The sequence below is a fragment of the Pseudomonas extremorientalis genome, assembly GCF_001870465.1.
Lineage (GTDB): Bacteria > Pseudomonadota > Gammaproteobacteria > Pseudomonadales > Pseudomonadaceae > Aquipseudomonas > Aquipseudomonas extremorientalis.
Window position 1 is genome coordinate 22,234 of sequence record NZ_MDGK01000027.1, and the last position, 25,280, is coordinate 47,513.

At 61.4% G+C, this 25,280-nt stretch carries 24 protein-coding genes; 13 read left to right on the forward strand and 11 right to left on the reverse strand.

What is annotated here, in order from left to right:
• Positions 1-13 precede the first annotated feature (13 nt).
• Together cysW and BFN10_RS11300 are read left to right on the forward strand one after the other, a co-directional pair.
• On the forward strand, positions 14-886 hold the full coding sequence (cysW, locus tag BFN10_RS11295; protein ID WP_010214166.1) for a sulfate ABC transporter permease subunit CysW: 873 nt from the start codon (positions 14-16) through the stop codon (positions 884-886).
• 3 nt (positions 887-889) lie between these two features.
• Positions 890-1,870, forward strand: coding sequence for a sulfate/molybdate ABC transporter ATP-binding protein (locus BFN10_RS11300; RefSeq protein ID WP_034101869.1), 981 nt, complete (start codon positions 890-892; stop codon positions 1,868-1,870).
• A gap of 118 nt (positions 1,871-1,988) precedes the next feature.
• Here BFN10_RS11300 and BFN10_RS11305 read toward each other — a convergent pair whose 3' ends face one another.
• Positions 1,989-2,516, reverse strand: a complete 528-nt coding sequence (locus BFN10_RS11305) for an Mpo1 family 2-hydroxy fatty acid dioxygenase (protein WP_071489767.1) — start codon at positions 2,514-2,516, stop codon at positions 1,989-1,991.
• Between the two features lie 83 nt (positions 2,517-2,599).
• Between BFN10_RS11305 and BFN10_RS11310 the strand changes: the two genes are divergently transcribed.
• Positions 2,600-3,289 (forward strand): Crp/Fnr family transcriptional regulator, encoded by a 690-nt coding sequence (locus BFN10_RS11310; RefSeq protein WP_071489768.1) that lies wholly within the window; start codon positions 2,600-2,602, stop codon positions 3,287-3,289.
• Here BFN10_RS11310 and uraH read toward each other — a convergent pair.
• Positions 3,286-3,696 (reverse strand): hydroxyisourate hydrolase, encoded by a 411-nt coding sequence (gene uraH / locus BFN10_RS11315; RefSeq protein WP_058424846.1) that lies wholly within the window; start codon positions 3,694-3,696, stop codon positions 3,286-3,288. The genes BFN10_RS11310 and uraH overlap by 4 nt on opposite strands.
• 10 nt (positions 3,697-3,706) lie before the next feature.
• Positions 3,707-4,180: a GlcG/HbpS family heme-binding protein gene (locus BFN10_RS11320; RefSeq protein ID WP_071489769.1), complete on the reverse strand. Its 474-nt coding sequence runs from the start codon at positions 4,178-4,180 to the stop codon at positions 3,707-3,709.
• Positions 4,181-4,278: 98 nt separating this feature from the next.
• Here BFN10_RS11320 and BFN10_RS11325 point away from each other — a divergent pair, with 98 nt between their 5' ends.
• Complete coding sequence (locus BFN10_RS11325) at positions 4,279-4,644, forward strand: response regulator (RefSeq protein ID WP_071489770.1); 366 nt, start codon at positions 4,279-4,281, stop codon at positions 4,642-4,644.
• A 127-nt stretch (positions 4,645-4,771) separates the two neighbouring features.
• Here BFN10_RS11325 and BFN10_RS11330 read toward each other — a convergent pair whose 3' ends face one another.
• Positions 4,772-5,776: an AraC family transcriptional regulator gene (locus BFN10_RS11330; RefSeq protein ID WP_071489771.1), complete on the reverse strand. Its 1,005-nt coding sequence runs from the start codon at positions 5,774-5,776 to the stop codon at positions 4,772-4,774.
• Positions 5,777-5,876: 100 nt separating this feature from the next.
• Here BFN10_RS11330 and BFN10_RS11335 point away from each other — a divergent pair, with 100 nt between their 5' ends.
• Complete coding sequence (locus BFN10_RS11335; protein WP_071489772.1) at positions 5,877-6,956, forward strand: fatty acid desaturase; 1,080 nt, start codon at positions 5,877-5,879, stop codon at positions 6,954-6,956.
• Here BFN10_RS11335 and BFN10_RS11340 read toward each other — a convergent pair.
• From BFN10_RS11340 to BFN10_RS11350, 3 genes are read right to left on the reverse strand one after another with little or no spacing between them, the layout of a single operon-like run.
• Positions 6,928-8,538, reverse strand: coding sequence for an arylsulfatase (locus tag BFN10_RS11340; protein WP_071489773.1), 1,611 nt, complete (start codon positions 8,536-8,538; stop codon positions 6,928-6,930). The genes BFN10_RS11335 and BFN10_RS11340 overlap by 29 nt on opposite strands.
• A 15-nt stretch (positions 8,539-8,553) precedes the next feature.
• Complete coding sequence (locus BFN10_RS11345; RefSeq protein WP_071489774.1) at positions 8,554-9,369, reverse strand: ABC transporter ATP-binding protein; 816 nt, start codon at positions 9,367-9,369, stop codon at positions 8,554-8,556.
• Complete coding sequence (locus tag BFN10_RS11350; RefSeq protein ID WP_071489775.1) at positions 9,366-10,964, reverse strand: ABC transporter permease; 1,599 nt, start codon at positions 10,962-10,964, stop codon at positions 9,366-9,368. The genes BFN10_RS11345 and BFN10_RS11350 overlap by 4 nt, the downstream gene beginning before the upstream one ends.
• A 287-nt stretch (positions 10,965-11,251) precedes the next feature.
• Between BFN10_RS11350 and BFN10_RS11355 the strand changes: the two genes are divergently transcribed.
• Positions 11,252-12,253, forward strand: a complete 1,002-nt coding sequence (locus BFN10_RS11355; protein ID WP_071489776.1) for an ABC transporter substrate-binding protein — start codon at positions 11,252-11,254, stop codon at positions 12,251-12,253.
• Positions 12,254-12,259: 6 nt separating this feature from the next.
• On the opposite strand, the gene BFN10_RS11360 is transcribed toward BFN10_RS11355, so the two are convergent.
• Positions 12,260-13,180, reverse strand: coding sequence for a LysR family transcriptional regulator (locus tag BFN10_RS11360; RefSeq protein ID WP_071489777.1), 921 nt, complete (start codon positions 13,178-13,180; stop codon positions 12,260-12,262).
• A gap of 179 nt (positions 13,181-13,359) precedes the next feature.
• Here BFN10_RS11360 and BFN10_RS11365 point away from each other — a divergent pair, with 179 nt between their 5' ends.
• Positions 13,360-14,265 carry a TauD/TfdA dioxygenase family protein gene (locus BFN10_RS11365; RefSeq protein WP_071489778.1) on the forward strand — a complete coding sequence of 302 codons (906 nt, stop codon included), beginning with the start codon at positions 13,360-13,362 and terminating at the stop codon, positions 14,263-14,265.
• Here BFN10_RS11365 and BFN10_RS11370 read toward each other — a convergent pair whose 3' ends face one another.
• Positions 14,266-15,873: an alkaline phosphatase family protein gene (locus BFN10_RS11370; RefSeq protein ID WP_071489779.1), complete on the reverse strand. Its 1,608-nt coding sequence runs from the start codon at positions 15,871-15,873 to the stop codon at positions 14,266-14,268.
• Positions 15,874-16,063: 190 nt separating this feature from the next.
• Positions 16,064-17,008: a LysR family transcriptional regulator gene (locus BFN10_RS11375; protein WP_071489780.1), complete on the reverse strand. Its 945-nt coding sequence runs from the start codon at positions 17,006-17,008 to the stop codon at positions 16,064-16,066.
• 155 nt (positions 17,009-17,163) lie between these two features.
• Here BFN10_RS11375 and BFN10_RS11380 point away from each other — a divergent pair, with 155 nt between their 5' ends.
• Positions 17,164-19,512, forward strand: a complete 2,349-nt coding sequence (locus tag BFN10_RS11380) for a TonB-dependent receptor (protein WP_071489781.1) — start codon at positions 17,164-17,166, stop codon at positions 19,510-19,512.
• On the opposite strand, the gene BFN10_RS11385 is transcribed toward BFN10_RS11380, so the two are convergent.
• Positions 19,509-20,693, reverse strand: a complete 1,185-nt coding sequence (locus BFN10_RS11385; protein ID WP_071489782.1) for a CynX/NimT family MFS transporter — start codon at positions 20,691-20,693, stop codon at positions 19,509-19,511. The genes BFN10_RS11380 and BFN10_RS11385 overlap by 4 nt on opposite strands.
• A gap of 109 nt (positions 20,694-20,802) precedes the next feature.
• Here BFN10_RS11385 and BFN10_RS11390 point away from each other — a divergent pair, with 109 nt between their 5' ends.
• The 5 genes from BFN10_RS11390 (at position 20,803) to BFN10_RS11410 (ending at position 25,228) form a co-directional block, all read left to right on the forward strand.
• Positions 20,803-21,654 (forward strand): LysR family transcriptional regulator, encoded by an 852-nt coding sequence (locus BFN10_RS11390; RefSeq protein WP_071489783.1) that lies wholly within the window; start codon positions 20,803-20,805, stop codon positions 21,652-21,654.
• Between the two features lie 240 nt (positions 21,655-21,894).
• Positions 21,895-22,704: an energy transducer TonB gene (locus BFN10_RS11395; protein ID WP_071489784.1), complete on the forward strand. Its 810-nt coding sequence runs from the start codon at positions 21,895-21,897 to the stop codon at positions 22,702-22,704.
• 51 nt (positions 22,705-22,755) lie between these two features.
• A complete protein-coding gene (locus BFN10_RS11400; protein WP_130898165.1) occupies positions 22,756-23,478 on the forward strand; it encodes a MotA/TolQ/ExbB proton channel family protein in 723 nt (240 codons plus the stop codon).
• 1 nt (position 23,479) lies between these two features.
• Complete coding sequence (locus BFN10_RS11405) at positions 23,480-23,881, forward strand: ExbD/TolR family protein (RefSeq protein WP_010565408.1); 402 nt, start codon at positions 23,480-23,482, stop codon at positions 23,879-23,881.
• Positions 23,882-24,079: 198 nt separating this feature from the next.
• Positions 24,080-25,228: an integrase core domain-containing protein gene (locus tag BFN10_RS11410; protein WP_071488463.1), complete on the forward strand. Its 1,149-nt coding sequence runs from the start codon at positions 24,080-24,082 to the stop codon at positions 25,226-25,228.
• Positions 25,229-25,280: the final 52 nt, after the last annotated feature.

The window sequence follows — 25,280 nt, forward strand, 5'->3', positions numbered from 1 at the left end:
GGAGGCGCGGAACATGTCCCAATCGTCTATTTCCGCCGCGTCCTCGGCCAACGCTGCCCGCCGTGGCAGCGCCGCGTCGCGACGCATCCTGATCGGCCTTGGCTGGCTGGTGTTCGCCCTGTTCCTGTTGTTGCCGCTGTTTATCGTGGTGACCCAGGGCCTGAAGAACGGCCTCGGCGCATTCTTCACCGCGATCCTCGAACCGGACGCGCTGTCGGCGCTGAAACTCACGGTGATCGCCGTGGTGATCTCGGTGCCGCTCAACCTGGTGTTCGGCGTCAGCGCCGCGTGGTGCGTGAGCAAGTACTCGTTCCGTGGCAAGAGCATCCTGGTGACGCTGATCGACCTGCCGTTCTCGGTATCGCCGGTGATCGCCGGCCTGGTCTATGTGTTGATGTTCGGCGCCCAGGGCTTCTTTGGCCCGTGGTTGCAGGACCACGACATCCAGATCGTGTTCGCCTTGCCCGGCATCGTGCTGGCGACCATCTTCGTCACCGTGCCTTTCGTGGCCCGTGAACTGATCCCGCTGATGCAGGAACAGGGCACCCAGGAAGAAGAGGCCGCACGCCTGCTCGGTGCCAATGGTTGGCAGATGTTCTGGCATGTGACCGTGCCGAATATCAAATGGGGCCTGATCTACGGCGTGGTGCTGTGTACCGCACGGGCCATGGGGGAGTTCGGCGCGGTGTCGGTGGTGTCCGGCCACATTCGCGGCGTGACCAACACCCTGCCGCTGCACGTCGAGATTCTCTACAACGAATACAACCACGTTGCCGCGTTTGCGGTGGCGAGTCTGTTGCTGATCCTGGCGCTCTTCATCCTGCTGCTCAAGCAGTGGAGCGAGAACCGTATTAACCGCCTGCGCGCCGGTGCGGCTGAGGAATAAGTCATGTCGATCGAAGTCCGTAATGTCAGCAAGAACTTCAATGCCTTCAAGGCCCTGAACAGCATCAACCTGGACATCCAGAGTGGCGAGCTGGTGGCCTTGCTCGGCCCGTCCGGCTGTGGCAAGACCACCTTGCTGCGCATCATTGCAGGCCTGGAAACCCCGGATGACGGCAGCATCGTGTTCCACGGTGAGGACGTGTCCGGCCACGACGTGCGCGATCGCAACGTCGGCTTCGTGTTCCAGCACTATGCGTTGTTCCGTCACATGACCGTGTTCGACAACGTGGCGTTCGGCCTGCGCATGAAGCCGAAGAACCAGCGCCCGAGCGAAAGCCAGATCGCGGTCAAGGTCCACGAATTGCTGAACATGGTGCAACTGGATTGGTTGTCGGATCGCTACCCGGAGCAGCTCTCCGGTGGCCAACGCCAACGTATCGCCCTGGCCCGCGCCCTGGCGGTGGAGCCGAAAGTGTTGCTGCTGGATGAACCCTTCGGCGCCCTCGACGCCAAGGTGCGTAAAGAGTTGCGTCGCTGGCTGGCGCGCCTGCACGAAGACATCAACCTGACCTCGGTGTTCGTGACCCACGACCAGGAAGAGGCCATGGAAGTCGCCGACCGCATCGTGGTGATGAACAAGGGCGTGATCGAGCAGATCGGCTCACCGGGTGACGTCTACGAAAACCCGGCGAGCGATTTCGTCTACCACTTCCTCGGTGATTCGAACCGCCTGCACTTGGGTGAAGACAAGCACGTGCTGTTCCGCCCGCATGAGGTGTCGCTGTCGCGGCATGAGCTGGAGGACCACCATGCTGCTGAAGTGCGGGATATCCGTCCGCTCGGCGCTACCACCCGTGTGACGTTGAAGGTGGAAGGCCAGAGCGAGCTGATCGAGGCGGAAGTGGTGAAAGACCACGACAGCCTTACCGGCCTGGCGCGGGGCGAAACCCTGTTCTTCAAGCCCAAGGTCTGGCAGAAAGCCTGATAATCCCGCACTGTGAAAACGGTGCCAATGTGGGAGTGGGCTTGCCCCCGATAGCAGTGGGTCAGTTGATAAACATGTCACTGAAACACCGCCATCGGGGGCAAGCCCCCTCCCACATTTAGGCCTCTCTCGGCTTCAGATCGCGTCGAACCACCGGCCCCGAGCGCTCCTCGATCTGCTGCTTGAGGTCATGCCGCAACCCCAACAGGAATGCCAGTTCGGCCACCACGAACAATGGCCCCACGATCAATCCCGACACGTCATCCACAAACGCCGGCTTCCTGCCTTCGTAGTAATGCCCGACAAACTGAATCACCCAACCCACCACGAACAGGCCGATGCCGCTGCTGAGCCACACCAGCGTTCTCTGCGCCGCCAGTACGTGGCCGGCCCACACCGACAGGCCCATCAGCACTGTCATCAGCAGACCCAGGGCCAATTCCAGGCGCAGGTAAAACCACGCCGCCAACAGCGCGACAATCACGGCGGGTGAGATCCATAGGCCAGCGACGGCCCATTCCGGGCGTGACAACAACACCGCAACCGCCACCACGATCAGCGGGATGCCGACAAAGTGGCTGGCGATATTGCGCGGGTCGCGGTGGTAGGCAGCGTATTGACTCAGGTGATCGACGAGGCTTTTCATTGTTATTCCTCCTGTAGGATGTTTGATCATCTCCCGTCAGCCAGCGACTGACTGTCAACTGGGCGACAATCTCTGGAGTTCTCATGATTGCGGCAACCTGGCATGCCCGATTGGCCACCGGCCAGTGGTTCAGCCACCTGCCTGTACCGCTACAGGATAGTTTGCTGGCGGCGGCTCGGCTGCGTCAGCTGACGGCGGGGCAGTACCTGTTCCGGCGCGGTGATCCGCCCTGTGGGGTGTATGCGGTATTGGAGGGGGCGGTGCGGGTCAGTGCGGTCAATGCGCAGGGCAAGGAAGCTATTCTGAGCCTGGTTGAAACGCCTTACTGGTTCGGCGAGATCTGCCTGTTCGACGGTTTGCCGCGTACCCACGATGCCTTGTCGGTTGGGCCGTGCACGCTGTTGCAGGTACCGCAATCGGCGATGCTCGAGATTCTTGACCAAAGCCCAGCGTATTGGCGCGACATGGCGTTGTTGATGAGCCAGAAGTTGCGCCTGTCGCTGATCAATATCGAACAGATGAGCCTGATGCCGGCGTCGACACGTATCGCTCACCGGCTGCTGATGATTGCCGGCGGGTACGGCGAGATAGAGCATTCCCGTCGCGTCCTGCAACTGCCCCAGGAAGATCTGGCCGCGATGCTGAGCCTGTCGCGCCAGACCACCAACAGTTTGCTCAAGGCGTTAGAGCAGCAGGAGATCATCAAGCTGAGTTACGGCGCGATTGAAGTGCTCGACCTGCCGCGCTTGCGGCAGGCCGCGGGGGCTGGCTAGGAACCGCGATACGTCGAAAAACCGTAAGGGCTCAGCAGCAGCGGGATGTGGTAGTGCTGGTCGGCCTGCTTGACCTCGAATATTACCGGGACTTCCGGGAAAAACGTCTCGCGATTGGCTTTCTTGTAGTAGTCACCGGTCTTGAACACCACGCGATACTCGCCCGGCTTCATGGCTTGGTTGGCCGGGAACAGTTCGGCGATGCGCCCCTGCTGGTTGGTGACACCTTCGGACAGCGACTGCCAGTGATCGCCTACGTGTTGCTCCAGGGTGACGTTGACACCGGCAGACGGCAGACCGTTTTCCAGGTTCAGCACATGCACGCTCAGCGGGTTGCCGGCCGCCAGGGCCAGGCTGCTCAGGCCGCTCAGGCTGAGGGCGGCGAGGGTCATAGTCAGGGTTTTCATTGAGGTTTCCTCAAGGGGTGATTGTCAGGCCAAGTTGATTGGCCGCCTCTACCGCGCACGCGTCGTCCTGCTCGGCACCGCCGGCACCGGCAATGCCAAGCGCGCCTACCAGTTCAGTGTCGGCGAACAGCGGCACGCCGCCCCCGAGCAACAGCAATTCGGACAAGCTGTTAAGGTTGGCGGCCTCTGGGTTGTTGCGCGCACGCTCGGCAAACAACCGAGTGGGGGTTTTAGTCGACAACGCCGTGTACGCTTTGCGTTGGCTGGCGATGCTGTTGTGTGGACCTACGCCATCGGCCCGCAGGCTCAGCAATGGATTACCGCCCCGGTCGAGTACGGTAAGTGCCGCCGTGCACTGCGCCAGGCTGGCGTCTGCCAGTTGGCGTGCGGTGTGCAAATCCAGGTCGGCGTGGCGCGGCAGCGGTGGTGCTGCCAGGACGCTGGCGCTGATGGCGAAGCTCAAGAACAAGGTATTGCGGTACATGGGAACGGCTCCAGAAAGCAGGCCGTTACCTTAGCCAGCGGTCTCGCTCAAAAGCCGAACAATTCGATTACAGGTTTGTAATGAACCAAGAGGTAGGCATGCAGGTGTTGTTAGTGGAAGACCAGCCGAAATTGGCGCAACTTATGGCCCAGGGCTTGAGTGAGGCCGGCTTCGCAGTAGAAGTCGCAGCCAATGGCATGGCAGCTCAGCGGTTTGTGGAAAGCACTGACTATGACTTGGTGATCCTGGATGTAATGTTGCCGGGTTTGAATGCCTGGAGGTTGCAGCAGTCGATTCGCAAGAAGGGCGAGACGCCGGTGTTGTTCTTGACGACCCCGGAAGGAATCGAGGACCGTCTGCGCGAGTTGGAACTGCATGAGGATGATTACTTGCTCAAGCCGTTTGAAGCCAAGGCCTTGGTGGCGCGGGTGAAGAAGTTGTTGCGGCGTGACCGTGGGCGCTGATTGATCCGGCATCTTCAATACCTGGACCACCGCCATCGCAGGCAAGCCAGCTCCCACATTTGGAATGCATTCCCTGTAGGAGCCGGGCTTGCCCGCGATGGGGCCATCACGAACACCGCAAATCCACCTACCGCAACCCATCCCTGAACTGCCCCGGCGTCATCCCCGTCCAGCGCTTGAACGCGCGGTTGAAACTGCTGGTATCAGCAAACCCCAGCAAATGACTGATTTCCGCCAATGAGCATTGCGGATCCCGCAAATGCAGCAACGCCAAATTCTCCCGGCACTCATTGAGCAACGCATCAAACCGGCAGCCTTCATCCGCCAGGTGACGCTGCAAGCTGCGCAGGCTCAGGTGCAGCGCCTGGGCGACGCGCTCGGCACTTGGCTCGCCGTCCGGCAACTGCGCTTCGATCACCCGGCGAACCTTGCGCTCCCAGGTCAGCGGTTGCAGTTGAGCGAGGGTGCGCTTGAGCACAGTTTCGTTGTGCTCGGCCAACTCGGGGTTGGCGTCGTCCAGGTGGCTGTCGAAATCCTGGGCGGCGAACTCCAGGCGGTCTTCCTCAGCGCCGAAAAACACCGGCGCGCGAAATACTGTGTGCCATGGCTTGGGATCGGCCGGTTCCGGCCTTCGCAGGTACACCGCCAGCGGCGCGTATTCGCGCCCCAGGCGATTGCGACAGGTACGCACATAGATCGCCGCAAACGCATCGATGGCCTCGAACGCTGGCGCCGGGTTGCCGGGCAATTGCAGCAGGCGAAACCGGTAGCGCTCGCCATCGCCGCTCAGCTCCAGGGCCAGTGCATCGCTGACCACCTGGTGATACCGCACGATGCGCTCGAACACCTCGCGCAAGCTGCCACTGGCCACCAGCGCATACCCCAACGCATGAAACGTGGTGGGGCTGACGAACCGCGACACCCGCAGACCAATCGCCGGGTCGCCGCTGGCCTGCACCGCCAGCGCCCACAAACGCGTGGTCGCTGACAGCGGATAGCGCGCGTTGGGATCGTCCATCTGCTGCGGGTCGAGCCCGGCTTGCAGGCACAGCGCGGCGCTGTCGAGGCCCAGGGCGTCGAGTTGCTTGCGCAGGGCGCGGGTCCAGCTGGCGAGGGAGGTGGGTTCGGTCATGGCGATTGGCGCTTGCGGTCAACAGGTTGGCGTGCGTGGCTGATGCCCTGGCGGACCGCTTGGGCCAGGATGCATCCATCAATAACCAGAGGATGGAAGCATGGACGGTACTTCTGCAAGTCCCCAGCAGATGAACGCACAACAGCGCTCGGCGCATATCCGTGAAGTGGTGCTGGCCGAGGGCGTGCGCCTGCGCCAGCAGCACCCTTGGCTGCTGCATCAAGACGCGTTGGGCGCGGGCATCCTGGCGTTTGCCTTGGCGGGCATGATTGGCTGCGCAGCGCTCTACATCAGCGGGCATATGGCCTGGTGGGTGTGCCTGCTGCTCAACGCGTTCCTGGCTTCACTGACCCACGAGCTGGAACACGACCTGATCCACAGCATGTACTTTCGCAAGCAGCGTGTGCCTCACAACCTGATGATGGGCCTGGTATGGCTGGCGCGGCCCAGTACGATCAACCCGTGGGTGCGCCGGCACCTGCACCTCAACCATCACAAGGTCTCCGGCACCGAAACCGACATGGAAGAGCGCGCCATCACCAACGGCGAGCCCTGGGGTTTTGCGCGGTTGCTGATGGTAGGCGATAACGTCATGTCGGCCTTCATCCGCATCCTGCGGGCCAGGACCTGGACGCACAAACTGACGATTCTCAAGCGCTCGCTGCTGGTGTACGCACCGCTGGCACTGCTGCATTGGGGCGCGTGGTATGTGTTCCTTGGCTTTCATGCCGCCAATGGCATTGCCAGTCTGCTCGGTGCGCCTATCGAGTGGTCAGCTGGCACCGTGCAGATGATGCAGGTGATTGATATCGCTGTCGTGGTGATCATCGGCCCCAACGTGCTGCGTACCTTTTGCCTGCACTTTGTCAGCTCCAACATGCACTACTACGGCGATGTGGAACTGGGCAATGTGATCCAGCAGACCCAAGTGTTGAACCCCTGGTGGATGTGGCCTCTGCAGGCGTTCTGCTTCAACTTCGGCAGCACCCATGGCATCCACCATTTTGTGGTGAAGGAGCCGTTTTACATCCGCCAGATGACCGCCAAGGTGGCGCACCAGGTGATGGCTGAGATGGGCGTGCGCTTCAATGACTTCGGGACGTTTGCGCGGGCCAATCGGCTGGAGCCGCAAGCGCGCACAAACGCGGGGCTCAATCCGGCTGAAACGGTGATGCGCTGAGTATTACGCCGGTTTCGTCCACGTATTGCTGCCAATGGTCGATAAGCGTGGCCAGTTTGTCCGGGTGACGCTGGGCCAGGTCGTGGATCTCGCCGGGATCCTGGCCCAGGTCGTAGAGCTGCCATGTCGCCGGGCCCACCGGGCCTGGGATGTACACGGCTTTCCACCGGCCCTGGCGAATGGCCCGGCGCCCGAACAGCTCCCAGCCGGTGACGGTGTGCTCATCGTGCACCTCGGCGGTTTCACCTGACAGGAAGCCCAGCCACGACTTGCCCCGCAGTGGCGCCACCGGCTTGCCGCGCCATTGTTGGCCCGGATGGCGCACACCGGCCAGGTCCAGGAGCGTCGGCGTGATGTCCATCACTGTGCCAAACCCATGGCTGATCCGGCCTTCAAGCGCCAGCCGAGGGTAGTGCATCAGTGCCGGCACCCGAATCCCGCCTTCGGTGGTAAATGCCTTGAACAGCCGTGACGGGGCGGTTGCCACTTGAGCCCACGAGGGGCCGTACCAGACGTAGGAGTTGGCCCGCCCGATGTTCTCCAGGCTGTTGTCGTAGTGCTGGTTGAGATAGGTCAGCAGCTCGGGGCCGAACTTGGGAAAGGCTTCCAGCAGCGCACCTTCAGCGCCGTTGTCGGACATGAACACGATGAACGTGTTATCCAGTTGACCCTGCTGGCGCAGGTACTCCACCACCCGGCCGATGTTCCAGTCCATGCGCTCGACCATGGCCGCATACACTTCCATCGCCCGCGCCGACACTTGGCGCTGTGTCTCGGTAAGGCCGGCCCATTGGGCACTCAATCCGATCAGTGGATGGGGTTCGACATCCGCGTCGATCAGCCCCAGGGTCTTGAGCTTTTCCAGGCGTTCCAGGCGCAGCACCTCGGGTCCGGCGTCGTAGCGGCCACGGTATTTGTCGACGATCTCGGCGGGAGCCTGCAACGGCCAGTGCGGGGCGGAGAATGGCAGGTAAGCGAAGAACGGTCGCGCCTGGTCGCGCTCCCTGAGGTATTGCAGCAACTTGTCGCCAAAGGCGTCGGATGAATAGAAATGTTCAGGCAGTCGCTCGACGAAAGTGTCGTCTTCGATATACAGCGCAGGCGTGGATTTGAGCAGGCCGGGCGTCGTCTCGTCGTAGGGCGGTTCGAAGCCATAGTGGTTGGCCGCGCCGGGCAACAGCGCGAAGGAGCGTTCGAAACCCCGCGCGTGGGGCGCCAGTTCGGCGGTCAGGCCCAAGTGCCATTTGCCGCTCATCAGGGTTTGGTAGCCGGCCTCGCGCAGCAGCTCCGGCAAGGCCACGACCTTATCGTTCAGGTAGCCCTCATAGCCGGGCTTGCCGATCAGCTCGGGTGTGAGGGCCTCGGCCATGGTGCCAATGCCGGCGATATGGTGGTCGGTGCCGGTCAGTAGCATCGAGCGGGTCGGCGAGCAGGTGGGCGCGGTGTGGAAGTCGGTCAGGCGCAGGCCGTTCAGAGCCAGGGCGTCCAGGTGTGGTGTGGCGATTTCCCCGCCAAAGGCGCCGAGGTCGGAAAAGCCCAGGTCGTCGGCCAGTATCACGAGAAAATTGGGACGTTGCGGCATCAAGGCACTCCTCATTCAGCAGGCAATAAAGGCCAGGGGCAGGTTGCGGATCTGTTCGCGCACAGGGTGCTGGTAATGGTCATCGTTGGTCAGTTCGTGCAACAGCTCCTCACGTAATTGATGGAACTCGAAACTGCTGCGTTGGCGCGGATGGGGCAGGGTGACTTGCACCACTTGTTTGATCCGGCCTGGCCTTGGCTCCATCACCACGACGCGGTCGGCGAGGAAGATCGCTTCTTCCACGTCGTGGGTCACCAGCACTGTCGTGATCCTGGCGCGGGCGCGAATCGCCAGTAGTTCATCCTGCATCTGCTGGCGTGTCAGCGCATCGAGGGCGCCGAATGGCTCGTCCAGCAGCAGGATACGTGGGCTGGCCACCAGGCCGCGGGCAATTGCCACGCGTTGCGCCATGCCGCCGGAGAGCTGATGGGGGTAGGCACGCGTAAAGTCGGCCAGGCCGACCAGCTCGATAAAATCATGGACCCGTTGGCTGCGCTCGGCGTCGCCTGATGGTTCGTTGACCAGCCCCAGCCCAATGTTTTGCTCCACGGTCAGCCAGGGAAACAAGCGGTGTTCCTGGAACACAATGCCGCGCTCACGGCCGATGCCACTGACGGCTTTGCCGTCCACCTCGATCTGGCCGCGGAACTGTGTGTCCAGGCCCACCAGCAGGCGCAACAGGGTGGATTTGCCGCACCCGCTGGAACCGACAATCGCGACGAATTCGCCTTCGGCAATCTCCAGGTTGAATTCACGGATGGCTTCCAGCTCGACACCGTCGACGTCAAAGCTCTTGCCCACATGGTTGAAGCGGACGATAGGTGCGTTCATGCGTGTCTCCAGCGGGTAGCGCGGGTTTCGATGCGTTGGCCGATAAGGTTGAGGACGGCGCCAGTGAGGCCGACCAGGAGCATGCCGCTCATGATCAGGTCCATGCGCAGCAACTGTTGAGCGCCGATCATCAGGCTGCCGATGCCGCCGTTGGAGGGCATGAAATACTCAGCGCCGATGGTGCCCAGCCAGGCATAGATCAGGCTCAGGCGCAGGCCGGCGAAAATCCCCGTCGCAGCGCCGGGCAACACCAGGCGGCGCAGGCGCTGGAACAGGTTCAGGCGCAGCACCTGCGCCGCCTCGCGCAGTTGGGGTGACAGGTTCAATACGCTGCGCTGGGTGGCGATAAATAACGGGAAGAACGCGGCGAGGGCGATAAACACCCCCTTGGCCAACTCGCCCAGTCCGAACCACGCGGTGAGCAACGGTACCCAGGCGAAGATCGCAATCTGGCGCAGCGCAGACAGCGTCGGCCCGAGTACGCGCTCGCTGCGCCGCGACAATCCCAGCCACAGGCCCATGGCAAACCCCAGGCTGGTGCCGAGGATCAAGCCGCCCAGCGTACGGCCCAGGCTTTTGCCCAGGGCACCGGACAGGCTGCCATCCAGCACGCCCGTCACGGTGGTGTGCAGGACTGTCCATGGGCTGACCAGAATGTTCGCATCCACCCAATCCTGCTGGGTTGCCAGTTGCCATAACGCCAGCAACAGCAGCGGCAACAGCCAAGGCTGCAGGCGTTGCCAGCCTTGATAGCGGGGGCCCTGAGGAATCTGTGCCGTCGCCGGATGGGGCCAGTGCACCCATTTGCGGTCCAGCCAGCCGATGCCGCGATCCATCACCACGCCCAACACGCCGATCACCACGATGCACACGAAAACGATATCGAGCATGAACAACTGGCGAGCCCATACCATCAAGTAACCAATGCCTTCGCTGGACGCCAACAACTCCACGGCCAGCAATGAGGTCCAGCCGGCGGCCAGCGCGAGGCGTACGCCGGCCATGAACGCGGGGAGCGCGGCCGGCAGGATCAGCCGACGAATCAGCAGGTGAGTGGGCAGGCGCAGCACGCGGGCGGCTTCACGCAGGTGGGGCTGGGCATCGCGCACGCCGACCAGTACATGCAGGGTGACGGGCACTACGATTGCCTTCACCAGCACCACCAGCTTCAAGGTTTCGCCGATGCCGAAAAACACCATGAACAGGGGGATCCAGGCCAGTGTTGGCACTTGCGCCAAAGCGCTGAACGTGGGGAATACCACGCGCTCGACACGGGCGCTGAACCCCAGCAGGGCACCCAGCAACGCCCCGGCGCCGATGCCCGCCAGGAGTCCCCAGAACAAGCGCTGAACACTGATTGCCAGGTGAGTCCACAACTCGCCACCGGCCAATTCCACAGCGCTGCTCCACACCAGTGAGGGTGGTGGCAGAATCTGCTCGCTCATCCAGTGATTGTGGCTGGCCAGCCACCACAGCGCGAACAGCGCCAAGGGCAACAGCCAGGGCAATAACCGTTCTCCCAGTTTTGGCCAGCGGTGCGCCCGATCATGACGGGGAGCGGCCAGAGGCAGGCTCAACAGTGATATTCGGGCCATGGATGACCTCCGTTGTCGCCGATGGCGTTATGTGATTTTGATCTTACAAAAACGCAATCAAGATGATTGGGGGATAAGAAAATGCATTTAATGCCTCAGCCGAGCACGCATCCAATGCATTCGGAGAATATTTTCAATGCTGTTCATGCATAGGCCTCAAGGGTCGGCGTTTTAAGCCTTATAGTTCTAAAAGCTATTAAATTGTGAATTTATAGTATTTAAAGTTTTGTGTAGGTTGTGCCTACTTTCTGCTCCCCGGACGACCGTCGCCCACAGGAGCTGCGCTTATGAAACTGCCCTTTAAACGCTTGATTGCATTGTTCGCGGGTACCGCCCTGGCCGGTTGGGTCCAGGCCGCCGAACTCAAGGAAATCCGCATTGCCGTACCCGACCTCAGCGCGGGGAGCCAGCACAGTGGTGGTGGTATCACGGATGTGTTGCGCGACCAGCAGATCTTCGAGAAAGCCTTTGCCGACCAAGGCATCAAGATCCAGTGGAATTACTTCAAGGGCGCAGGACCGGTGATCAACGAGGCCTTCGCCAACGGTCAACTGGACCTGGCCTACCTGGGCGACCTGGCGGCGATCATCGGTCGCTCCAATGGCTTGGACACCCGCCTGCTCAGTGCTTCGGCACGCGGCGTCAAACAGTATCTGGGCGTGGTTCCCGGCTCTGGCATCAAGACCCTGCAGGACCTCAAGGGCAAGCGCGTTGCGGTGTTTCGCGGCACGGCCACTCAACTCTCGTTCGACAGCGCCCTGGCCAGCCAGGGCCTGAGTGAAAAAGACCTGAAAGTAATCAATCTGGATTTCAGCGCCGCGAGCGCCGCCCTGGCTGCCAGGCAGATCGATGCCACTTGGGGCAGTTCTAGCCTCAGTGCGCTGCAGGCCAAGGGCTTGGCCGAATTGCCACTGACCACCAAGGACCTCGGCGGCGCTGGCAGCATCCAGGCTGTATTGGTGGGCAGTGGCAAGTTCGTCGATGAGCACCCCGATGTCGTGGCCAAGTTGCTCAAGGCCCAGCAGCAAGCAGTGCAGTGGTTGACCGATGACAACAACAAGCAAGCCTATATCGACCTGGTGTCGGGGCTGGCCAGTTACCCACCGATCATCCTGAGCAATGACCTGAAAAACGAGAAGCTCAGCGAGCTGTTCCCCTCGACCCTCGACCCGGTGTTCCTCGGCAAATTGCAGGAGTCGGTAGACCTGGCGACCAAGGAGCGGCTGATTCGCAAGTCCTTCCAGGTCAGTGACTGGGTGGCGCCGAATCTGCAGGCGGCGGGTCTCTAAGCGACGTCAGACCGCCACGCTCACGTCTTGGCGGTCGACTTGTACCAGCGTCTCGATCATTGCCTTCGCCGCCGGCGACAGGCGCGAGCCGGTGCGGCTGACCACCCCGCACCGCGCACTCATGGTGTCCATGTTCTGCGGCAGGTTGCGCCAGTGCAGCACCACCAGGGAGCCACGGGCGATGTCTTCGGCAAATGCTTCTTCGGTGCCCACGCCAATGGCATTGGACTGCAGCACGATCTTCACCAGCGCCGGGAAGTGCTCGGTCTGGATGCTGGGTGAAAAGTCCATGCGCCCGCTGAGGTTCGCCAGCAGTTTGCGAATGCCCTGGGAGATCAGCGGCGACGCCAGCGGATAGTCGAACATGTCGTTGGTCGACAGGCTGTCCTTGGCCAGCAGCGGGTGGCCCGGACGGCAAAAAAACACACCACGCTTGGGGCTCAGTGCGCGGGTCTGGAAGTTTGGATCGTTTTCGAACTGGCGGATGTCGGCAATGAAGAATTCGATTTCTTCGCGGCTCAGAGCGCGGCTGAGTTTTTCCCAGTTATCCACCTGGAAACTGGTCCGGATCTTCGGGTGTGCAGTGATAAAGCGCGCCACCGCATCGGGTACCAGTTTCACCGCGGGCGCCGGTCCGGTGCCGAAGCGCAGGTCGCCGGCATCGAGCTTGGTCATGCGGGTGACTTCACTGCTCAGCAAGGCGGCACCGTGCACCAGGCTCAGCGCATGTTGCAGCACTACCTGGCCCTCGGGAGTGGGGCGCAAGTCCTTGTTGCCACGGTCCACCAATACGCAGCCGAACTCATGTTCCAGGCTTTGGATACTGCGGCTGAACGCGGGTTGGGTGATGCCCATGGCGTCCGCGGCACGCACAAAACTGCGGTGTTCGTTGAGGGCGATGAAATAGCGCAGTTGGCGAAGATCCATATGCTTTCCCGGCATTTTAAAAATAGGTCGAAGGCATTTGCGACCGAGGGAGCTGAGGTTTTAAATGCAAGCTCTTATTCCGTCAACGAAGCATTCATTCATCTGCTAGATCAAAATTGCATATGAATAGAGCGTTGTCGGAAAGCGTTCCCACCATCAGGCACATGAGGGTCACCACAATGAGCAATGTCGCATTCGCTGTTCAACCCATCGCCCAAGCGCTGGACATTCACCCCGTCGGCGGGCGCATTGGCGCCGAGATCCGTGGGGTCAGACTGTCCGGCGACCTGGATGCCGCTACCGTCGAGGCCATCCAGCAGGCCCTGGTGCAGTACAAGGTGATCTTCTTCCGCGAGCAGACCCACCTTGATGACCAGAGCCAGGAAGCATTTGCGCACCTGCTGGGCGAACCGATTGCCCACCCGACCGTACCAGTGCGCGACGGCACCCGTTTCCTGATGGAGCTGGACGGCGGTCGTGGCCAGCGCGCCAACTCCTGGCACACCGACGTGACCTTTGTCGACGCCTACCCCAAGGCTTCGATCCTGCGTTCGGTGCTGGCACCCAGGTCCGGCGGCGACACGGTCTGGGCCAACACATCCAGCGCCTACAATGACCTCAGCGTCGAGCTGCGAGCCCTGGCGGACAACCTGTGGGCGGTGCACAGCAACGAATACGACTACGCCGCGCGCAAGCCGGATGTGTCGGTGGAGACGCTGGAGGAATACCGCAAAGTGTTCACCTCCACTGTCTACGAAACCGAACACCCGGTGGTGCGCGTACATCCGGTCAGCGGCGAGAAAACCTTGTTGCTGGGACACTTCGTCAAGCGCCTCAAAGGATACTCCCAGGCAGATTCGGCGCAGCTGTTCAACCTGTTGCAGAGCTACGTCACCCGCCTGGAAAACACCGTGCGCTGGCGTTGGAGCACCGGTGATGTAGCGATCTGGGACAACCGCGCCACCCAGCATTACGCAGTGGATGACTATGGCACCCAGGAGCGTATTGTGCGCCGGGTCACGCTCAAGGGCGATGTGCCGGTGAGCGTGCACGGGCAGGCCAGCAAGACCACCAAGGGTGTGTGATCACCACACGCCGATCTGCACCACCTTGTCTGTTTCCGGCTCTCCATAACGAAACCGTTGGCCACGCAGATCGATCTCTGTGTGGCTGATGGTGGTGCGCCGCTTCAGGCCGCGCAGCCATTCGAACAGATAGCCCGAATGGGTTTCGCGCACGTCGGCGTACGCCGGGTCGGCCCCCAGGTCATGCAGTTCCTGCGGGTCGTTTTCCAGGTCGAACAGCTGTGGGCGAAAGCCATCGTACGCCAGGTATTTCCAGCGTTCGCTGCGCACCATCGTCATGCGGCAACGGTCGATGGGCTGCTCCAACCGTTCACGGGCCGGGGCCTGGAAGGCGTAGTCGTATTCGGCGATGGCGTAGCGTCGCCAGGCGCTTTGCGTACGGTGCAACAGTGGGATCAGTGAGTGGCCTTCCAGGCGGTGGTCGGCAGCAGGCAGCCCCAGGGCGTCGAGGAAGGTCGGCAGCGCATCAATGGTTTCCACCAGGCGGTCGTCGAATGTGCCACGGCTGGCATCGGCACTGGCGCGTGGGTCGCGCACAATCAACGGGACGCCTACGGCCGGCTCCAGCAGGAATTCTTTCTCCCCGAGGAAATGATCGCCAAGGAAATCGCCATGGTCGCTGGTGAACACGATCAGCGTGTCGTCCCAGCGCCCATTGCTTTGCAGAACATCGAACAGCCGCCCGAGTTGATCGTCGATCTGTTTGATCAGCCCCATGTAGGTCGGGATCACCGTGAGGCGTACCTCGTCACGGGAAAAGTTGAGGCTTTCCTGGTGCTGGCGAAACGCTTGATAAACCGGGTGATCGCTGGGTTGCCCCGGCTGGATGGGCGCCTGGATGTGCTCGGCGCCATACAGCGCGTGGTACGGCGCGGGGGCGATGTAAGGCCAATGCGGCTTGATATAGGACAGGTGCAGGCACCACGGCTGCTCGGCTTGTTCGTGGATAAAGTCGATGGCGCGGTCGGTGGTGTAGACGGTTTCCGAATGCGCCTGGGCTACCCGCGCCGGTAGCCCGGCATTGCGCATGTGCCAGCCGCTGAGTAGCTCACCGTCCTGACCTTCTGCGGCGTTGGCCCAGTCATGCCATGGGTTGGTGCCGTTGTAGCCTTGTTCGCGCAGGTAATGCGTGTAGGGCGCGGACTCGCGCTTGTCGTCGAACAACGGGCTGTCAGGGTAAATCCCGTCGTGACGCATATACGCTTCAAAACCGACCTCGTTCAGTGGCTCGGCCTGGGCGCCGTGGGGGTCGATCTTCAGGCGCTGCAAAGCGTCCAGGTTTGGCGTGGCGTGGGTCTTGCCTACCAGCGCGGTGCGGATACCGTGGGGGCGCAGATAATCGCCGATCGTCAACTCTTCCAACGGCAGCGGCACCCCGTTCCAAGCCACCTGGTGGCTGCTGACATAGCGTCCTGTATAGGCCGACATCCGCGACGGTCCGCAAATGGTGCCCTGGGTGTAGGCACGGCCGAATCGCACACCGGCGGCGGCGAGACGGTCGATATTCGGCGTGTGCAAATGAGCGTGGCCGTAGCACGACAGGTAATCGCGGCGCAGTTGGTCGCACATGATGTACAGCACATTGCGTACAGGTTTTGGTTGAGGCATGAGGGTTTACCGAACGGAGGACAGGGGGCTTTTTTCGTCCTTTGCGCCGGGGCTGGCAAGTGCATTTGGGGACTGGGTTTCATGCAGGCCATGCATGGGCGTTGCTGCAGGCGTTATCGGGGACAAGCCCCCTCCCACACTTGAAATGCATTCAAAAAGTGGGAGGGGGCTTGCCCCCGATGGCATCAGTTCAGACAGCGAAATTCTCCAGCGCACACACATCCTCATCCAGCGCATCAATCTCCTTGATCTGCTCGATCATCGCCTCCGCCAGTGGTGATAACCGGTACCCTGCGCGGCTGACGATACCGTAGCGGGTGAAACGCTCCTCCAGGTCTTCGGCGAGTCCGTCGATCTTCAAACACACCAATTCGCCTCGGGCCATGTGCAGCACATCGCTGTTGGCACTGACGATACCAATGGCATCGGAGCGCAATACCACACCCATCAAGCTGTAGCCGTTTTCGCACTCCACATTGGGCAGGTAATCGGGGCGTCCGCTGAGGTCGACGATGACCTTGCGCAGGTTGGGCGGGCGGATCGTCACGGCCAGTGGATAACTCATCAACTCTGCGGCGCTCACGCTCTCGCGACCGGCCAGGGGATGGCTGGCGCGGCAGCAGAAATTCCAGCGGCGTGGACGCAAGCGATGGGTGTGATAGTCAGGGTTGGCTTCGAAGTGACGGGTATCAGCGACAAAGAATTCGAACTCCTCGCTGAGCAGGCGCTTGCCCAGGCTTTGCCAGTCATCTACCTGGAACAGCACGCGTGCCTTCGGGTAGCGCCCGATAAAGCTGCCAATGGCGCGGGGAATCAACCCGGCCGCGGGTGCGGGGCCACACCCAAAGCGCAGCTCACCGGCCTCCAACCCATTGAACTGGCTGATCTCGTTGGCCAGTTGCTGGGCACCGCTGACCAGGCGCCGGGCATGCTCCAGTAGCACCTGGCCTTGTTTGGTGGGCGCCAGGTCCTTGCGACCGCGGTCCACCAGTTGGCAGCCGGCGGCATGTTCCAGGGCCTGGATGCTGCGGCTGAACGCCGATTGCGACAGGTTCACGGTCAACGCCGCCGCCACAAAACTGCGTTGTTCGGCGAGGGCGATGAAGTGGCGGAGCTGGCGCAAATCGATATGCATTTTTCACATCAAAAATATCGGGGAAATGCATTGGCTATGCATTAGGTCGACTCCTTATAAAGGCTATCTCTTATGCAGTAAATGTTCTAAAAAACATAAATAAATAACCTTGGGGAATATGTATCGATGAGTATTTCCTGGTTACGGAGCCGCTTATGAGTGTGTTCAAGCCCGCTGTACCTTGCTCTTCCTGGAGGCTCAAGCGTCTGCCGCTGGCCTTGTTGCTGGCCGGCAGCGCCAGTTGGTCGTCCAGTCACGCGGCCGAGGTGATCTCCCCTGAACCTGAGGGCGAAAGCGCCAGCGGCCAACTGGAAACCGTCACGGTGACGGCACGCCGTCGTACCGAAAGCGCGCAGGAGGTGCCGACGCCGATGAGCGTGGTTGGCGGCCAGGCACTGGAGAGCCAACGGGTCTACCGCATCCAGGATTTGCAACAACTGGTGCCCAGCGTCAACGTTGCCTACATGCATGCGCGCCAGTCCAGCGTGTCAATCCGTGGCCTGGGCAACAACCCGGCCAGCGATGGCCTGGAAGGCAGCGTGGGGTTGTATATCGACAACGTCTATCTCGGCCGGCCGGGGATGGCGGTGTTCGACCTGATGGACATCGAACAGCTCGAGGTATTGCGCGGCCCCCAGGGTACGTTGTTCGGCAAGAACACCACTGCCGGGGTCATCAATATCAGTACCCGTGCGCCCAGTTTTACCCCGGAGCGCAGTATCGAGACGTCGTTGGGCGAAGATGGCTATTTCCAGACCAAGGGCACGGTTTCCGGCCCGCTCACCGATGATCTGGCGGGACGTTTTTCGGCGTATCGCACGCGCAGCGATGGCGACATCAAGAACGAGCACGACGGCCATGATCTCAATGGTGGTTCACGCCAGGGCTTTCGCGGGCAACTGCTGTACAAGCCGAGCGATACGTTCAACCTGCGCTGGATTGGCGATTACAACGAAGAGGATTCCAGCGCCGGCACCCGCGTGCTCTACAGCACCGGGCCCACGATCAATGGCACCAACCTCTATGAGTCACGCGCTGCGGCGGCTGGCGCAACGCTGGTGGACGGCACCCACCGCAAGGTCAATCTGGACAACGACCAGCATGTCACGGTGTTCCAGGGCGGTACGTCCCTGGAAGCCAACTGGACGCTGCCGAGTGATTTCACCCTGACCTCGGTCAGCGCCTACCGCTGGTGGAATTTCACACCGCGCAATGATGATGGCCTCAATGTGCCGGCGTCCTATAACGCCGGGGTGTCGGTGGAAGATAAGCAGTGGTCCCAGGAGTTTCGCCTGGCTTCGCCGACCGGCGGATTTTTCGATTACGTGCTGGGTGCCTATTACTTCGGTAACTCCCTGGACAACAAGTCCTTCGCCTATTACGGACCCCAGGCCGACATCTGGAACGGCACGGCGACGGGGGCGCTCGCCAACGTGAGCAGTGTGGGCAACGGGCACATCCGCACCGACAGCTTCGCGCTGTTTGCCCAAGGGACCTGGCACCTCACCGAGCGCCTGGATTTCACCGCCGGTCTGCGGGGTACTTATGAAGAGAAAAGCGCCTGGGTGACTCGCAATGCGCCGGTGGGTGGCGCGGCTGTCACGGGCGCGGCCGCTACGGCTCGGCGTGGGCGTGCCGGGGCCTACGACTCCGCAGACCTCAACCAGTACAGCACCAGCCCTTCGGGCCTGCTGAACCTCAGTTACCGCTTCAATGAAAACCTGCTGGGCTATGCGACCCTGTCCCATGGCGAGAAATCCGGTGGGGTCAACCTGGCGGTGGGTTCGGCGCCAACGGCCGGCGCGGATTCGCTGCTGGTCGGCACCGAAAGGGCCAACAACGCTGAACTGGGCTTTAAAAGCACGCTGTGGGACCGACGCCTGCAACTCAATGCCAACCTGTTCTGGACCCAGGTCAATGGCTACCAGACCAACGCCTATGATCAGGACAACCGGGTGCAGTACCTGACCAACGCAGGCTCCGTACGTTCGCGTGGGGTGGAAGTGGAAAGCACCCTGGTTCCCATCAAAGGACTGACGCTGAACGTGAATGGCTCGTTCAACGATGTGAGCTACCTGTCCTACAAGGACGCCCCGTGCCCACCGGAAGTCAGCTTGCGCCCGGGTGCCCCGGCCTCCTGTGACCTGACAGGGCATCAGGTGGTGGGCGCGTCGAAATGGATCGCCAATGCCAATGGCGAGTACAAGTGGAACCTGGACAACGGTCTGGAACCCTACGTCACTGCCAGCTATGCATTCCGCTCCAAGGCCGTGGGGACAGTGGAGGACTCGGACTACGGGCAGATCCCGGCGTACGCGGTGGTGAACGTGTCTACCGGTTTGCGTGGCAACTATCAGCAGGGGCAGTGGGATGTGTCGCTGTGGCTGAAAAACGCCTTCGACAAAACCTACTACACCACCCTGTGGACCGGTGGTAACGGCGGTTATGAAGGCTTGCTGGGCACGCCTCGCACCCTGGGTGTGACCGGTCGCTACGACTTTTAGGCCGGTACGCTGGCGGTGCGATAGGTGGCCGGGCTGAATACGCGGGTCACCACCAGCATCGCCACCGTTGTCACGGTCAGCACCACCCAGGCGCTGACAAAGCTGCCGGTGAGTTCGCGCAGCCAACCGGTCATCCACGGCGAAATCGCGTTGATCAAAAAGCCCACGCCTTGCACGAACGCCGCCAGTTGGCCGGCTTGGCGCGGGTCGCGGTGGTGGTCGAGGGTCAGCAACAGGCTCAGGGCAAAACATGCTCCCAGGCCAAAGCCGCACAGCGCCACCCATAGGTGCGGAAACTGCAACGGCGCGATCAATAGGCCTAGATAGCCGATGGTCTGGGCCAACAGGCTGATCCACAGCAGCGGCCGACGGTCGATCCCGCGTTGTGCCAGCACCGGCATCAATAGCGCGGCGATCACCTGGAAGATGGTCATGAACGCCAGCAATGAACCACTGGGCAACACGCCCCAACCCAGTTGCTGATAGTAGGCCGGCAGCCACGCCACCAGGCTCATGTAGCCGCAGTTCACCAGGCCGAAATACAGCGCCAGCAGCCAGGCACGGCGATTGCGCAGCCCCTTGTAGGCAGGGATGACGTTCGCGTTTTTTGCCGCACCCAGTGGCAACCAGGCCCACAGCAGCAGCGCCGCCAACGCGGGTAACAACCACACACCCAGCCCGGCCTCCCATTGCTGGAAATACGTGGCCGCCACCGGACTGAGCAGCGCCGCCAGGCCGCCGCCGGCCATCAACGAGGCCGAATAAACGCCCATCGCCACCGGCACGCGGTGATGGAATTCACGCTTGATCATCGCCGGCACCAACGCCTGGATCAGTGCCACACCGGCACCGCCAAGCAACGCAGTCACCAGCAATGTCGACCCTTGGCCCATCAGCCAGCGGGCCAGGCACGCCAACAGGATCATCATGAGGCCCAGGGCGATGCCGCGTCGTTCCCCCAGCTGCGCTTCAACACGCACGCCCACCAGCGCCACCAGGCCCATGCACACCACGGGCAGGCTGGTGAGCAGGGCGCTGCTCTGGAAGCTCAGGCCGGTGGCCAGGCGGATTTCGCCGAGCAACGGGCTGATGGAACTGAGGATCGGCCGCAGGTTCAGGCCCAGGACCACCAGCAGGCCCCAGCCGGCGAACCGGCCTGCGGTTGAGGAGTTAAGCGACATGCAGAACCTGCGGAGTGTGCAAATGAGGCGTGAAGTATCCACAGTCGCCGAGGTATTCTGAAATTAAATATAACCATGCCAACCAGTGGCAAATGGAATGGTGAGCACGATGTTCGATCCGGTGTTGTTGCGCAGCTTTGTCGCCGTGGTGGACTGCGGCAATTTCACCCGCGCGGCAGAGCGCCTGCACTTGACCCAGTCCACCGTCAGCCAGCAGATCCGCCGCCTGGAAGAGGCGGTGGCGTGCCAGCTGCTGGATCGCGACCAACGTCGTGTGGTGGCGACGGCGGAAGGCGAGCGTCTCCTGGCCTATGCGCGGCGCATCCTCGCGTTGCATGAGGAAGCCGCCGACGTATTGATCAACCAGCAAAGCGACGGCGTGCTGCGCCTCGGTGTGCCGGAAGACTTCGCTGCCGAACGCCTGATGCCTCTGTTATCGGCCTTTGTGCTGGCGTACCCCAGGGTGCGCCTGGAGGTCACCAGCGGTCTTGGCCCCGAGTTGCAGCGCCAGTACCGTAGCGGTGAGTTCGACGTATTGCTGGTCAAGCAGATGGGCGACAGCGACGACTGCCTGGCCTCATGGCCAGAGCCGTTGTGTTGGGTGGACAGCCGCAGTACGCCATCCCTGGGGCGCGACCCTTTGCCGTTGGTGGCCTTTCCGGTGGGGGGCCTGTACCGCAATGAAATGCTGCAACACCTGGAAGTGGGGGGCTGGCGCTGGCGCATCGGTTACTCCAGCGCGAGCCTGGCCAGTGTGTGTTCGGCGGTGGCGGCGGGGTTGGGTATCAGTCTGTTACCTCGGCGTGTGGTGCAGGCCGGGCATGTCGTATTGGGCGCGGACAGCGGTTTGCCTGCGGTGCAGGGCGTGCGGCTGGCGTTGTACGGGCGCACTGGCCTCGGCGCGGCGGGGCAGAGCCTGCAACGCCAATTGCTGGATTTGTGTGCTAACAGCCCGGCCTGAACGATGCCTTTGCCGAATATTTTTCATGCCCGGAAAGCATTGAAAAACATCGCCTGGACGCCAGCCCACGCAGGACGGGGCTTTGGCGTTTCATCATGTTTCATTTATTCGTTTTAGGTCTATGTATAACTTTAAAGGTTACTTTAAGAGATAAGCCTCTGGCGCCGATGATTCAGCCCACGACGGCCTTCCAAGCAGGCCTGTCGGTTTTTTTGCTTAAAAACCGTAGGGAGTGAATCAATGGGCAATGTCCAGACCGCCGCCAGTGCACACGAGGCGCCGTGGCGCCAGGCACCGGGTGGTGAGTTGGTCGACCTTGGCCGGCCGCACCGCGCGCCGTTGGGACAACTGCGAACGCAGAGGACTCCGAAGCGTTTCTCCAGCCGTCGCGAAGGTATTCTGCTCGGCCTGCTGGTGCTGGCCCTGCACGGTGCGGTGATCTACTGGGTGAGCCAGAAGCCGACCCCGGTGTTGCCGATCGTGCCGCCGGAAATTCCACCGATGACCATCGAATTTTCCCAGCCGGCACCCCCGGTGGTGGAACCGCCACCGCCCGTGCCGCCACCGCCGCCGCCTGTGGTCGAGCCACCGCCGCCGGTGGTGGATGAATTGGCCGCCAAGCCGGCGCCGCCAAAACCGATTCCTAAACCCAAACCCAAGCCAGTGCCAAAGCCTGAGCCCAAGCCTGCACCGAAACCGCCCGAGCAACCGCCTGCGCCACCGACTCCCGCGCCGCCTGCGCCTCCAGCACCACCGGCGCCGGCTCCGGTTACGCCCGCTTCGGCCAACGCCGCGTACTTGAAGAACCCGGCGCCGGAGTATCCGTCACTGGCCCAGCGGCGTGGTTGGGAAGGCACGGTGTTGCTCAGGGTGCATGTACTGGCCAGCGGTAAGCCTGGCGAGATCCAGATCCAGAAGAGCAGCGGTCGCCAGCAGCTCGATGACGCCGCACTGACCGCCGTGAAGCGTTGGAGCTTCGTGCCGGCCAAGCAGGGCGAGGTGGCCCAGGACGGCTGGGTCAGCGTCCCGATCGATTTCAAGATTCACTAATTATTCGGCTGCGGTGTGTTGCACGCGCCGCGACCTGCACAGAGGGAAGACATCATGGCATTAGCATCTCCACTTGAATCCATCGAAAGCGCGGTGATCTGGCTGCTGGTGGTTTTTTCGGTCGCCACCTGGGGCCTGGCCCTGCTCAAGGGCGTGCAGTTCGGTCGCCTCAAGGCGCAGGATCGCAAGTTCCATAAACAGTTCTGGGCGGCGTCGAGTCTCGACTCGGCTGCCGAGCTGGCGCAAACCCAGCCGGGTGCCGCTGCCCGCGTGGCCCAGGCCGGCTACGCCGCGATCCAGGTGGGCGAAACCCCACACGCGACGGACCTGAGCCAGGCGATCAATCACCAGGACCGCCTTGAGCGCGCCCTTCGCCAGCAGATCGTGCGAGAGCGGCGCTCCCTGGAAACCGGCCTGGCCGTGGTCGCCAGTATCGGCAGCACCTCGCCGTTCATCGGCCTGTTCGGTACTGTGTGGGGCATCATGGAAGCGCTCAAGGGCATCAGTGCCGCCGGTTCCGCCAGCCTCGAAACGGTGGCCGGCCCGATTGGTGCGGCACTGGTTGCGACGGGCGTCGGTATCGCCGTCGCCGTGCCGGCGGTGCTGGTCTACAACTACTTCCTGCGTCGCCTCAAGCTGACCGCTGCCGACCTCGATGACTTCGCCCACGACTTCTACAGCCTGGCGCAGAAAAATTCCTTCCGTGTGCTGCTGCACCCGACCCTGAACAAAACCACTGCCGCTAACCCGCAGAAAGTGAAGGAGGCGTCCTGACATGGCCTTCTCCACGCAAGACAGCGATGAGGTACTGAGCGAGATCAACGTCACGCCGCTGGTGGACGTGATGCTGGTGCTGCTGGTGGTGTTTATCGTCACCGCGCCGCTTTTGACCAACGCGATCCCGATCAACCTGCCCAAGACTGAGGCGGTCGCGCCGGTGGAGCAGAAAGACCCGCTGGTGGTGAGCATCGACGGCGCCGGCAAACTGTTTATCAACAAGGACGAAATCCAGCCGGACTTGCTGGAGTTCAACCTGCAGGCGGCCAAGGCCAAGGACCCCGATGTGCGGGTGCAACTGCAGGCGGATGATGGCGTGAACTACGGCGAAGTGGCGCGAGCCATGGCGTCTATCGAACGCGCGGGCATTACCAAGCTGTCGGTGATTACCGCTCGTTAAGTTACACAAGCCTCGACAAGTTTTTGGCCGTTTCCTTGGCAGGGTGCGGCCTTTTTTTTGCCTGCGATTCAATCCTCAACTTGAAATGCGATCAATGTGGGAGGGGGCTTGCCCCGGTACAAACCGGGGACATCGTTTACATTTCTAACCGGGGACATGGTTTACAGGTTAATACGCATGATCAGGAGGTAACTGATCATGCCCTGGAACCAAGAGTCCCCCATGAACCAACGAATCAAGCTGGTTGCTGACTGGCTTTCGGGTAACTTCACGAAAAGCCAGCTGGCCCGCCGCTTCGGTGTCAGTCGACCTACCGTAGACAAATGGATTTCTCGGCATAACGGCGATTTGAAGTCGTTAGCCGAGGTTTCTCGGCGACCTCATAACAGCCCCAACAAGACCGACGATAAGATCCTGGCTCGCGTAGTGGCCATGAAGGAAGCCCACGATAAATGGGGGCCAAAGAAGCTCATTGAGCTATTGCGAATTGAAGATCCCTCTATCGATTGGCCGTCTCCCAGTACAGCCGGCCAATGGCTTGACCGACTTGGGCTGGTCAGCAAACGGCGGTTCAAGCGTCGGCACGGTACCTCGCATATTGAAATGCGAGAGGCCAATGACCCCAACAAAACCTGGTGCGTGGACTACAAAGGGCAATTCAAGATGCTCAACGCCCAGCTTTGCTTCCCGCTGACGGTTACAGACCATGCATCCCGTTTGATTCTGGCGTGCAGGGCTCATCCTAAAATCATGACCCAGCCTGTAAAACAAACCTTTGAGCGGCTTTTTCAGGATTACGGCATGCCGGAAGTCATTCGCTCAGACAACGGAGTCCCTTTCGCCTCTCCTGGCCTGGCGAGGATATCCACACTGGCCGTTTGGTGGATCCGTTTAGGTATCTATCCCGAGCGAACCATGCCGGGAAGACCTGCCCAGAATGGTCGACACGAACGAATGCATCGCAGCCTGAAACTTGAGCTACCGCTAGGGAGCAACTTGGTCGAGCAGCAGCTTTTGCTGGAGCATTTCCGGCATGAGTTCAATTACGTACGCCCTCATGAAGCGCTTGGTATGAAACGTCCGGGAGATGTGTACGTGCCATCTACCCGACGGTACCCAGGGTGCTTGCCCGATGTGGAGTATCCGGCAGAAATGCGGGTGCGAAGCGTCAGGCAGGATGGATCGATCAAGTGGAACGGCAAGTTGGTATTTGTCAGCGAGGCCCTATCCGGAGAAAGGATAGGTCTTAAAGAAGCTGAGGATGATGTCTGGGATTTGTACCTGTGTGATTATCCCTTGGGGAGGCTTGGACGAGGTATGACCCGCGTCCAAGCCTCAAATGTGTAAACGATGTCCCCGGTTTCAGATGTAAACGATGTCTACGGTTCTACACCCCGAT